We start from the raw sequence: 12,964 nt of genomic DNA on the forward strand, positions 1-12,964 counted from the left end.
TTTTAAGCTCCCTGCCCCCTATACGTTTTCGCAGTGTCGTATAGGGGTGGGGAGCTTTTTCTTGTGGAGGGTTCAGTGCGCTTTAGTTGCCCCGACGCTGTGCTTGTAACTTGTAACGACTCTCAAAGTACCGGGTGTGACGCGCTCGCGCGCCAATGCTACATAATATTTCATTTTTTAGTTTTCGCACGCGGCTTCCGCATGATGATGCGGGTTCGGGCGCTGAACCCGTGATTTTTAGACGGTGTATAGTTCTTCCACGGATTGGACTGTGGTCTGCGTCGCTTCTTTTGGGGGTATACTGTGTTTCAACCACAAACAATGTGGGGGCTCTCACAAAGGTGATGGGCGGGAGCTTCGGCGCTCCCGAAAAATCAGCGCACAACACGGTGCGCTTATCGAATAGCACCCGAGCCCTCCGGCATGAGGAGAATACATGACTCATCTACGTATTAATCGCCGTACCCTGCTGACCGGCACCGTTGCCCTGGGTACCGTCGGCCTGCTCGCTGCATGCGGCGGCGGCTCTGACAAGAAGATCAGCGGTAAGGCTGCATCAAGCACCGAGGAAATCGTCAAGAACCTCGAAATCAACAAGCAGGACCGCTCCTCCCTCAAGCAGGGTGGCGAGTTCCGCGGTAGCGTCTCCGCAGTCGGCCCGAACTTCAACATTCTGACTCAGAGCGGCTACACCACCGAGAACCTCACCGCATTCGGTGGCGCCTGCAACATCCCCTCCGCTATCGGCTTCACCTCCCTGAGCCCTGCCGGCGACTATAGCCTCAACGATGACTACGTCTCCGATTACAAGGCAGAGACCGTTGACGGCGTGCAGACCATCACCTTCAAGCTCAACTCTAAGGCTGTCTTCAACGACGGCACCCCCGTTGACGTTGAGGCAATCCGCGCCGCGTGGACCGTCTACCGCAACCCCGATGACGGCTACAACGTCATCGCAACTCCCTTCTGGCAGCAGGTGGCGTCCATCGACCCCGTGGATGGCGACAAGACCCGCGTCAAGATCGTTATGTCCAAGCCCCTGTACCCTGCCGAAACCCTCGGCCTGCTCGGTCTGCACCCCGCACTGACCGACAAGGAGCTCTTCAACAACGGATTCGTGAACAAGCCTATGGATCAGTACTGGTCCGGCCCCTTCAAGATTGGCGAGTGGAACTCTTCGGCTAAGACCCTCACCCTCGTACCCAATGACAAGTGGTGGGGTGAGAAGCCGCTGCTGGACCGCATTATCTGGCGTGAAATGGGCGACGAAGCAGAGCGCGCAGCGTTCAAGAATGGCGAGCTGGACAGCATCGGCTTTGCTGGCCTGGCAACCTACAATGCTGTCAAGGGTCAGCCCGGTGTCCAGATTCGTACCGGCCAGAGCCTCGGCGTGATCAACCTGCAGTTCAACCCGACCCGCGTGACCGACACCGCTCTGCGCCGTGCAGTCTTCGCAGCGGTTGACCGCTCTCAGCTGGCTAAGGTCAAGTTCGGCCAGATCAACTGGGAAGAGCCCCTGACCGGCTCCCTGATCGCTATGCCCTTCCAGAAGGGCTACCAGAACAACATGCCGTCCAACCCCGGCGCCGAGGCTGCGGCAAAGATTCTGGAAGCAGCAGGCTACTCCAAGAACGGCGACTACTACGCCAAGGATGGCAAGACTGCAGGCTTCTCCATCACCTACTTCGGTTCGGATGCAACCTCTCTGGCTCAGTTCCAGAACCTCGAGCAGCAGCTCAAGGCGGCAGGTATTAAGCTCGAGCAGGACAACCAGCCGCAGTCCCAGTTCAACTCCGTGATGGGCGCTAAGCAGTACGACTGTGCCTTCTCCGGTTGGGGCATTGGTGCTGACCCCGCCGACAGCGTTCAGTACTTCTACACCAGCGAAATTAACGAGGGTGTGGGCGATCCTGAGCTGGATAAGTACATTGCCTCCATTTACGAGAAGGAATCCCACGAGGAGCAGTTGAAGATGGCTGCTGAGGCTGAGAAGCAGCACATGGAGAAGGTTGCTATTTACTTCCCCTACGCTAACGGCCCCAGCTACGCAGCTGTGAAGGAGAAGCTGGCTAACTACGGCCCTTCCCTCTTCGCAACCAGCTACACCGACCCCAAGCGCTGGGTCAATGTGGGTTGGCAGAACTAAAGCCACAGGTTAATTTTCTGGATTCCTATTCGGTGGTTTCTGAATTTTTGGAGGCGCCGGTATAGGACTCCGGAAGGGTGAAGTCCCGCGGTATTCCGCCTTAGAGGCGGGGTGCTGCGGGGCTTTTCTGCGTTTTTGATGGGTGGTTTTGTAATGGGGTGGTTTCGGGAATTGACTGAAATATTTTCCCCAGAATGGTGAACTGGGTCATATTGCATGGGAAATGTGTGTATACTATTGCCAATGCAAAATGTGCGTGCTGTCACAAAGGTGTGCGGGTTGTGTTCCCCCGCGTACAGCAAAGCAGCATCCCACCTAACTGAGGAAAACTAATGACCACTTTCACCCTCAACCGTCGTACCCTGCTCACCGGCACCGTTGCCCTGGGCACCGTCGGCCTGCTCGCAGCATGCGGCGGCAACTCCTCCAAGACCGAGAGCAACGCCCTCTCTGCCGGCGACGACCTGTCCAAGGCAGTCTCCTACAACGAGAAGGACCGCTCCGCCCTCAAGAACGGCGGCGAGCTGCGACTGAGCGCAGACGGCATTGGCCCGAACTTCAACATCCTCAACACCAACGGCTACACCGCAGGTAACCTGAACATTCAGGCGGCCATTAACTCCTCATTCACCGGCGGCTACTACGCTGATTTCCGCGGTGAAGGCCACATGAACGAGGACTACGTCACCGAGTACAAGGCTCAGACCGTTGACGGCGTGCAGACCGTGACTTTCAAGATCAACCCGAAGGCAGTCTTCAACGACGGTACCCCCATCGACGTGAACGCCGTCAAGAGCTACCAGACCATCTACACCGCCGCGGCATCCGGTTCGGACTACCAGATCACCCCCTCGCCCATCTGGGAGCAGGTCGCAAGCGTCGAGGCAGTGGACGGCGATACCCGCCACGTGAAGGTCACGATGTCCAAGCCCTGGTACCCCATCGAAGGTAGCTTCACTTCCTTCCTGCACCCTGCATTCGTCGACGTCGCATTCTTCAACGACGGCATGAACGGTAAGCCCCTGGACCAGTACTGGGCAGGCCCCTTCAAGGTCGGCGAATGGAACTCCTCCTCCAAGGTCCTCACCGTTGTCCGCAACGAGAAGTGGTGGGGCACCCAGCCTCTGCTCGAGCGCATCACCTGGCGTGAAATGAGCTCCCAGGCAGAGCAGGCAGCCTTCAAGAACAACGAGATTGACTACGCCGACGCAAGCACCCTCAGCTCCTACAACGAGCTCTCCAGCGTCAGCAACATCGATATCCGCAAGGGTAGCGCGCTGGCCGTGGGCAACTACGAAATCAACCCCGAAAAGATGCCCCTGCCCGTCCGCCGCGCATTCGTTGCAGCCCTGAACCGTGACCAGCTGCTCAAGCTGCGCTACGAGAAGCTTGGCTGGAAGGAAAACCTGCCCGGCTCCATGTGCATGCTGCCCATGCAGGAAGGCTACCAGGACAACTACCCGACCAAGCTCGGCAAGGACGTCGCCACCAAGATCCTCGAAGATGCAGGCTACACCAAGAACGGCGACTACTACGAGAAGGACGGCACTAAGGCTTCCTACTCGGTGACCACCTTCGGTACCGACCCGGTCGTCAGCTCCACCGCACAGTTCCTCACCCAGCAGATGAAGGAAATCGGCATCGAGCTGAGCATCGACAACCACGGTGCATCCGAAATGGCAAGCATCATCTCCGCGAAGAACTTCACCATCAAGAGCGGCGGCTACGGCATCACCACCTCCCCGGTGGATGCAGCGAACTACTTCTACATCTCCGAGACCAACAACGGTCACGGTAAGGATCTGGACTCGCTGGCAGCAACCATGATGTCCACCGAGGACCCGAAGGAACAGCTCAAGATCATGAACGAGCTGGAGAAGCGCCACCTGGACGAGGTCGCAATCTACGTCCCGACCAATAACGGCCCGAACTTCAAGGCATGCCGTAAGGGCCTGGCGAACTACGGCCCCATGCTCTTCGGTCTGCCCTACTACAACCCGAACGTATGGATCAACGTCGGTTGGGAGAAGTAAAAATCTAAGCGTTGAGCACCGCTCACACACTCCATAAGGGGTAAAAGCGCTACAGCGGCGTGTTACAGAAGGATTAAAACCTTCTGGAGCACGCCGCTTTCCCGTTCCTCAGAGATTTGCACGGATATACTTAAAACAAATGCGGGCATTCTGCCTGCGACCCCGGCAGAGACTGTCCTCCCGCCGGGTTGGAGTGTTAGTTGCGCACCGTTCGCGCGCCGCCTCCACAACACTGCGAATACTCTAGGAGAAATTCCATGAAGAGCATGTCTGTCTCTCGCCGTACCCTCCTGACCGGCACCGTTGCCCTCGGCACCGTTGGTCTACTGGCTGCCTGCGGCAGCTCGAAGGAAAAGGTTGGCGGTAGTGCCGCTAACAACGCTGAAGATATTCTGAAGAACCTTCAGGTCAACAAGCAGGACCGTTCCTCCCTCAAGCAGGGCGGCACCCTGACTCTCGCGGCTACCGCCCTGGGTCCGAACTTCAACCTGCAGACCCAGAGCGGCTACACCTCCAGCAACCTGGACGCACTGGCACCCTGCAACATTCCCGCCGTGATGGGCTTCTACACCATGAGCCCCGAAGGTGAAGGCACCCTCAACCCCGAGTTCTGCACCGAGCACAAGACCGAAACCGTCGACGGTGTGCAGACCGCAACCTTCAAGATCAACCCCAAGGCCGCCTTCAATGACGGTACTCCCATGGACGTAAAGGCCGTGCAGGCTTGCTGGAAGGTCTACCGCGCAACCACCGACAACCCCTACCACATCACCGACAACACCATGTGGCAGCAGGTTGAGAGCATCGAGGCTGTGGACGGCGACAACTTCCACGTCAAGGTCACCATGAAGGCTCCGTACTACCCCTCCGAGGGTCTGTGCGCCTTCGCAATCCACCCCGCACTGGAAGACGTCAACCTCTTCAACGAAGGCTTCGTTGACAAGCCCCTCGACCAGTACTGGGCAGGTCCCTTCAAGATTGGCGAGTGGAACTCCTCCCAGAAGGTGCTCACCCTGGTCAAGAACGACAAGTGGTGGGGCGAGAAGCCGATCCTGGACCGCATCATCTGGCGTCAGATGGACTCCGAAGCAATCCGTGCAAGCTTCAAGAACGGCGAACTGGATGCCTTCACCTTCGTGGGTGCAACCAGCTACAACGCTGTGAAGGGCCAGGCAGGCACCGAGATTCGCCAGAGCCAGAACACCAACGTCAACATCATTCAGCTGAACCCCAAGCGCATCGAGGACCTGGCACTGCGCCGCGCAATCCTTGCTTCTGTGGACCGCGAGCAGATCGCTAAGGCATACTTCTCGCAGCTCGGCTGGACCGAGCCGCTGCCCGGCTCCATCATCGCAATGCCGTTCCAGAAGGGCTACCAGAACAACTACGCTGGTGACACCGGTGCACAGGCAGCTGGCAAGATTCTGGAGGCCGCAGGCTACTCCAAGTCCGGCGACTACTACGCTAAGAACGGCAAGGTTGCTGGCTTCGCTCTGACCTCTTTCGGTTCCGAGGCGGTCTACCAGGCGGTCTACCAGATTCTGGAGCAGCAGCTGAAGTCCGCAGGTATCCGCCTGAGCGCTGACAACCAGCCGCAGTCGAACTCCAACTCCGTGCTCGGCCAGAAGAGCTACGAAGCAATCTTCACCGGTTGGGGCGTTCTGCCCGACCTGGCTTCCTCGGCACCCTACTTCTTCACCACCGAGGTGTTCGGAGTCGGTGACCCCGAAGTTGATAAGCTCATCGAGAAGCTGCAGAACACCGAGAAGGAAGACGAGCGCATCAAGATCGCTAACGAGGCGGAGAAGCTCTACTACGAGAAGGTCGCAGTGTACCTGCCCTACGCAAACGGCCCGATGTACGCCGCTGTCAAGGCTAAGGTCGCGAACTACGGTCCGTCCCTGTTCAAGCAGAGCTACACCAGCGCTGACTACTGGGTCAACGTTGGCTGGCAGGAGTAGTACCGCTTACGGTAACGCTCTAGCCGTCCTGTAGGACTCGAAATCCCGGGTACTCTCACGAGAGAGTGCCCGGGATTTTTCTGTCCCGCTTGTTCTGCGTCCTTTAGCTGGATACATTAGCGGGATATGTAATTACAAAAACTAGGGGAGCGCCACTCTAACTGGCTGCTACCACTCGCCCAGGTACAGGGCGCGCTCCTGCAGGTACCTCAACATCTTCGGGTTCTGCCGCAGATAGAAGATACGGTAAATGCCGCCTCCAGCAACGATGAAAGCCAGCGGGAAACCCAAAATCACGAGCACACGGCTCATATTAGCGGACAGATCAAACGGATCACCGCTGGTTGCCACCAGCACAATCCAGAGAGAATAGCCAACGCAGGCGAGCAGAGTGCCCCACATGCCGCGCACGAGCCAACTCACCAGCGTCACCGCAATGACCCACGCCAGCGCCAACGTGAACTGGTGCCGCTCCGCCTGAGCCCAAGGGAGCGCCCCCACGTAAATAATTGCGGGGATGCCCAGGTACCCGGGGATATTCAGCGAGGCAAGAATGTTCACACAAAAATAGCCCAAGAAAATAGCGCTCAACGAGGAGGACAGGAACAGGTGCAGGGGAATCATGCCGTCACCGCTATAGACGGCGGTCGGGCCAGCGTACACGGTTTCAAACATGAGGGTCAGCGGAGTCATCATGTATTCAATCCAGACCACCAGCGCAAAAGCACCGAAAATGCCCAGAGCCTGCATCAGCGCAATCAACCGTGAACGCGCATCGTGAGGAATGGTGAAGCTCTGACCCTTCGCCTTGACGCCGCAGACATGAACGACAGCCACCATTGCCGCGATGCACAGTACCCAGCGCACGAGGACCCCCGGCAGCTCAGGAAGACCTCCATAAGCCCCTGTAGCGGGGTCGCCCCAGGCTCCGGGGAGCAGCGTAATAGCGTGAGTACCCTCGGGGAGGCTGGTGGAGGAAGCAAGCCGGTGCGGCTCGTAGATAACCCACCACAGAAGGCACGCTGGAATCAGCGCGGAGAGCTTACGCAACAGAACCGGAAACGGCGCGGACTCGTAGACGAGCGCCTCAAGATTGAGCCGGCGCATCAGCCGCCGAACAGGAGAAAGAGCGCGTAGCTCTTTTTGCTGCTCTTCCCACACTCCGGTATCCCATGTCCTAGTATCAGAAGACATCATCGTACTCCCTATCACTTGAGAACTTCCTTGTTGAGCTTATTCTTACATTAGCAGAAATACCCCCCCGGCTAGTGCCTAAACCCCAGCAAAACCTGCCCAACAAACCCTGTCTAAAGAATCAGCACATCAGGAAGCAGGGCATCAGGAAAGGGAGGCATAAGGAAAGGGGCCCCACCACAATGGTGGGGCCCCTTAGAGCCTAGAAAGCGAACTACTTAGTGGTCACCTTCAGGACAGTGCTCAGGTTCTGGTGAGCAACGCCCGGCAGACCCTTAACCTCAGCGAACTTGCGGGTGTTGGTTACGATAACCGGGGTAATCAGCGGGTAACCCGCCTCCTTGATAACCTCAGGATCGAACTCAATCAGAGCGTCGCCAGCAGCAACAACATCGCCCTTAGCAACCTTCACGCTGAAGCCCTTACCGTCCAGGTTCACAGTATCCAGACCAACGTGAATCAGCAGCTCAATGCCGTTCTCCAGCTTCAGACCCACAGCGTGGCCTGAGGGGTAGGTTGCAGCAACCTTACCGGCAGCGGGAGCAACAACAGTGGTACCGGTCGGCTCAATAGCCACACCCTCGCCCAGCTTGCCAGCAGCGAAGATCGGGTCCGGAACATCAGACAGAGCAACAGCAGTACCCTCAAGAGGAGCGTGCAGCTCAATGACCTCACCGGCGGAAGCAGCGGGTACAGCAGCAGCGGTCGCAGTAGCGGCAGCAGCCGGAGCAGCCTTAGCGGCAACAGCCTCAGCCTTAGGAGCGGCCTCAGCATCCTCAGCCTTACGCTCCGCAGCGTGCCTTACAGCGTCAGCCTTCGACTCATAACCGAACAGCAGAACACCGGTCATAGCGCCGAAGAACGCAATAGCCAGACCAATCACGTACAGGTAGGAAGGCTGCATAGCCGGAATCGACAGCAGCGAAGTGAACGCGAACGCGTAGGACTTAACGCCCAGGAAGGAAATGGTAGCACCACCAATAACAGCGGGAACCAGAATAATCGGGATCACGCGCTTGTAACGCAGTACCACACCGTACATCGACGGCTCAGAAATACCACCGAGCAGACCGGACATCGACGCACCGATAGCGGTCTGACGCAGCTCACGGTCATGCTTCGCACGGATAGCCACACCGGTGACCAGACCGAACACAGCGAAGTTGTACGCACCCATCGGGGACTGAATGAAGTCAGTACCCATGGTCTGCAGGTTGTTAATCATGACAGCGTTCAGCGGCCAGTGCAGACCCAGCGGAACCATGAACAGGTACAGGCCAGCAATCAGAGCACCAACCAGAGCCGGAGCAACATCGTTAATCATCTTCAGGAAGTCAGAGATGCCCATAGCCACACCGATACCGATGGGGCCCACCAGGAACGCGGTCACCGGAACCAGAATCATGACCGAAATCATCGGCACGAACACCATCTGCAGCATCGAAGGAATAACCTTCTTCAGGAAGCGCTCAAGCGGAGCCAGCAAAGCAACAGCCAGCAGCGGGGGGAAGACCTGACCGGTGTAGCTGAATGCGTACAGCGGCAGATCCAGACCGAAGAACGGAACGTTCAGAATCTTAGTGGTCTTGTCAGCCAGAGCAGTCAGATCGGTGAAAGTACCGGTCATCAGTGCAGCGGGGATAGCCGCACCAACCCACATGTTCGCGCCCAGACGCTTAGCAGCGGTAGCACCCAGCATAATGGGCATGAAGTTCAGAACCGACAGCGAAGCAGCCTTCAGGATGTACCAGAAAGCGAACTGCTGCATCCACTGGTTGTTCAGAGCCTTAGCAGCCTCCGGGTCAGCCACACGAGCACCGTTAATGATGTCGATGTTCACGCTCTGACCGGTCAAGTCAGTGTACTGGCCGAAGAAACCCAACTGCTGCAGGAACACGATCAGGGTCAGAATCATCGAGGTACCCAGCAGTGCCCACAGCAGAGGACGGAAGGAGTCAGACAGGACGTCGAAGACGTTGGTAATCCAGCCAGCCTTCTTGCCTCCAGCCTCAACCTTGGTGTCACCCTCAGCGTGGCCGGACATAGAAGGCAGAGCGTTGATCTCGTTGTACACAGCCTCAACGCGATCGCCCAGAACAACCTGAGTCTGGCCGGACTGCTCAATCACAGAGAGAACGCCGGGCAGGCCCTCAATCTTCTTGTTCTGCACTGCATCGTTAGACACAGGAGTGACACGAAGGCGGGTTGCACAGTGAGTAATGTGCGCGATGTTCTCGGGGCCACCCAGGCCGTCAAGAATCTTCTCGCCAAGTTCGCGGTTATTCACGATACTTCCTTAGATATGCGGTCAATGTCTATGCGGTTGTTGCCGGAGGCTGTGCCTACCTGACGTTGCGGTAGCCGAAAAAGCCCCGGAAAACACGTCCAGAAAACACAAAAGACCCGAGTCTCTCGACCACCGGAAGCACTACACTCGTGCCCACTATGGAGCTTCGGTACAGCAAATAGAGGGGATTCTCGACAGATATATACTGCCGTCCCATACGGTGTTGAGTAACTCAGGTCTTGCCTGCCAAACCAGTAACAACCCTGAAGAAGGTTTCCCTTCTCAAATAGTTCCCTGTAACTCTAAGGGTTTTCCCAGGTTAAGAGCAAGGTGAGAGGCAAAAGCTATCAGAAGCTGTTAAATGTTTCACCCAGGTGATAGCTGAGAATAGCTGAGACACGCTCTCGGCACTGACTGCGGGGAGCCTCCCGGCTGGAATCCAGCAGGGCTCAGGCAAAGCCTAGGCAGGGTCCCAGAGCCCTCCGGTACGCCCAGATACGCCCCGGACCGGGTGCTTTCGAAGACGGCGCTCTTGAAGACGCGGAAGGGCCCCGCATCCACAGGATACGGGGCCCACACGCTACCGAAGCAGCTACCTTCCGACTAACTACTTAGCCGGGAAGAAATTCAGCGGAGCAACCTCCAGCTCAGGGTAATTACGCTTCTGCCAACGGCGATTACGATGCGCATTCACCTCAATCAGCGCGGCACCCAGAGCACCGGCGCCCAGAGCCGTCCACAGCAGATGCGGAAGCACAGTAACGAACTGGTGGTACTCCACCAGAATCGGCACGAACAGCGCCGCGAAGAACACCGCCAGCAATGCACCAAACAGCAGAACACGAGCACGGTTGAACGGACGAGCCACCGCAGCCAAGTTCCACAGACCCATCATCACCAGGGTAATGAACGAAGCCGTCTGAACCTGACGGATATCCTCAACACCCATGCCGCGAGCCGTGAACGTCACCGCCAACAGCATCGCAACTACAATAATCGAGTTCGGAACCGTGTAATTCAGCACGCGGCGCAAGAAGCCCGGCACGTAACGGCGCGAATTCGGCAACAGAGTCAACGCGAAGGACGACGCACCCACAATCAAGAAGTCAGCCGTCGAGTACTGACGCGGCAAGAACGGGAAGGTCAAACCGAAGAGGCTGAACAGAACGCCCAGAAGAATCGCGAAACCAGTCTTCGTCAAGAACAGGTTCGCCACCATCTCAATGTTCGTAATGACCTGACGGCCCTGCTCCAACGCAGCCGGCAGAGACGAGAACTTACCGTCCAGCAGAACCAAGCGAGAAACAGCCTTCGTCGCCGGAGCAGCGTTACCCATCGCAATACCCAAGCTTGCATGCTTAAGCGCCAGAGCGTCATTAATGCCGTCACCGGTCATCGCCACCACATGGCCGCGCTCCTTCAGAGCAATCACCATGTTCTTCTTCTGCTCGGGCGACACACGACCGAAAATATTGTGAGTAGCCGCAGCCTCAGCAAGCTCCGGACCGTCCTCAGGCAGAGTCGACGCATCAACCGCACCCGCAGACGTATCCATGCCCGCAGTCTTCGCAGCCGCAGCCACAGTGAACGGGTTATCACCCGAGAAGACCTTCAAAGTCACACCCTGACGGTGGAAATACTCCACAATTTCAGGCGCATCCGCACGCACATTCTCACGGAAAATCACGAACAGAACCGGGGCAGCATCCGACGGGATCTTCTGGATCGGCTCATCCTTCTCATTGCGAACCACCGCAGAAGCATGCGCCAAAACCATCGTGCGCAGACCCAGCGCCGCCAGCTCGGCGGCACGCTCACGCTCAGCGGTGCCCTTGGCGAGAAGCGCCTCCGGAGCACCCAGAAGCCACGCACCCGAATCCTTAAACTCAATCGCGCTAAAACGCAGAGCCGAGGAGAACGGCACAATACCGCTCACCGACGCTGAGGAAGCATCCGGGAAGCCACCGGTCAGAGCCGCAGCGGTCGGGTTCGCGTTCTCATCGTGACCAAACCACGCCAGCGCCTCATTCCAACCCGCAGGCAGAGAAGCACGCCAAGAAGTGTGCTCCGCCGAGTCAGCATCCGGGCCCTCAGCCTCAGCAACGGTGTCCAGCGGGCGCACCGAATCAAAAATCACGCCACCCTCAGTCAGGGTGCCGGTCTTATCGAAGCAGACCACATCCACACGAGCCAGAACCTCAACCGCAGGCTGCTCCTGCACCAGGATGTTGTGCTTACGACCCAGCGCCACAGCCGCCGCCGCAAACGCCAGAGTAGTCATCAGTGCCAGACCCTGCGGAATCATCGAAGCAACCGAGGACACCACAGCAATAGAAACCTGCTCCCACAGGTGGTTCTGCTGCACGGTTTCCAGGCCACCAGCCGCCTGAATCTGACCCCACGACACCACAGGAATAATGACCGCAAGGCCCACCGTAATCCAGCGGACCACACGGTTCAGCGCATCACGCAGCTCGGACTGAATACGCGAGAACTGACGCGCTTCATCAGAAATCTTGCTTGCACGAGAATTCGCACCCACGTGAGAGAGCAGGACGCGACCGGTACCACCCAGCACACTGGACGCCGACAGCACCATATCGCCGGGGCGCTTAGCAATCGGGTCGTTCTCACCGGTCAGCAGGGACTCGTCCAGCTCCAAAGAATCGGAGGTGAGCACAACAGCATCCGCGGGAACCTGATCGCCGCGCTTGAGGATGACAACGTCACCCTCAACCAGCTGCTCCATCGGAACCTCAACGCTCTTACCGTCACGCACGGCAGTAGCGGGGGAGCGGTCCAGCAGGGAGATGCGGTCCAGCTCAAGCTTCGCCTTGTACTCCTGCACAAAACCAATCACCACGTTAGCGATAACAGCCCCCAGGAAGAGCAGATCAGCCCAACGCTGGTACATGATCACTACGGCACCACAGGCACCCAACACAAAGTTGAAGACCGTGAACAGGTGCGCACGCATAATGCTCCACAGCGTGCGAGAAGACTTATTGTTCTGGGTATTGACCCTACCTTCAGCAGTCAGGCGGGCAACATCATCGCTGCTCAAACCGTGCTGGGCAATATCGAAAGATCCGCTATGCGGTGTTTCAGAATATTCGGGAATGTAGCCGGCAACGGCAGGCGCTGCCGTTTTCTGCTGAGGATCCATGCGGGGGTCTCTTTCTCGAATGGATGGAATGCTGAACTGAATAGAGTTCAGTATTGCGGACACTACCTTTCAGTGTATCCGTGCAGAAGGGGATAAAGATAATCTCCGCCCTGTAATGAGCTGATATTTACAGCCATTCCAGAACGGAGATTTAATATATGCGAATACTGGCATATT

6 protein-coding genes are annotated in these 12,964 nt (G+C 57.5%); 3 read left to right on the forward strand and 3 right to left on the reverse strand.

The window, feature by feature from the left end; genetic code table 11:
- Positions 1-436: 436 nt before the first annotated feature.
- The 3 genes from HMPREF2919_RS06935 (at position 437) to HMPREF2919_RS06945 (ending at position 6,140) form a co-directional block, all read left to right on the forward strand.
- Positions 437-2,146, forward strand: a complete 1,710-nt coding sequence (locus HMPREF2919_RS06935; RefSeq protein ID WP_070666942.1) for an ABC transporter family substrate-binding protein — start codon at positions 437-439, stop codon at positions 2,144-2,146.
- Positions 2,147-2,478: 332 nt separating this feature from the next.
- Entirely contained in the window at positions 2,479-4,179 is a 1,701-nt protein-coding gene (locus HMPREF2919_RS06940) for an ABC transporter family substrate-binding protein (RefSeq protein ID WP_070666945.1), read from the forward strand.
- Between the two features lie 257 nt (positions 4,180-4,436).
- Positions 4,437-6,140 (forward strand): ABC transporter family substrate-binding protein, encoded by a 1,704-nt coding sequence (locus HMPREF2919_RS06945; protein WP_070666947.1) that lies wholly within the window; start codon positions 4,437-4,439, stop codon positions 6,138-6,140.
- 168 nt (positions 6,141-6,308) lie between these two features.
- Here the strand turns inward: HMPREF2919_RS06945 and HMPREF2919_RS06950 are convergent, their stop codons facing one another.
- From HMPREF2919_RS06950 to HMPREF2919_RS06960, 3 genes are all read right to left on the reverse strand, one after another.
- Complete coding sequence (locus HMPREF2919_RS06950; RefSeq protein WP_246824068.1) at positions 6,309-7,337, reverse strand: dihydrodipicolinate synthase; 1,029 nt, start codon at positions 7,335-7,337, stop codon at positions 6,309-6,311.
- A 211-nt stretch (positions 7,338-7,548) separates the two neighbouring features.
- Entirely contained in the window at positions 7,549-9,621 is a 2,073-nt protein-coding gene (locus tag HMPREF2919_RS06955) for a glucose PTS transporter subunit IIA (RefSeq protein ID WP_070666949.1), read from the reverse strand.
- A gap of 607 nt (positions 9,622-10,228) precedes the next feature.
- On the reverse strand, positions 10,229-12,787 hold the full coding sequence (locus HMPREF2919_RS06960; RefSeq protein WP_070666951.1) for an HAD-IC family P-type ATPase: 2,559 nt from the start codon (positions 12,785-12,787) through the stop codon (positions 10,229-10,231).
- Between the last annotated feature and the right edge of the window lie 177 nt (positions 12,788-12,964).

Source organism: Rothia sp. HMSC068E02, assembly GCF_001813565.1.
In the GTDB taxonomy this organism is placed as follows: Bacteria; Actinomycetota; Actinomycetes; order Actinomycetales; family Micrococcaceae; genus Rothia.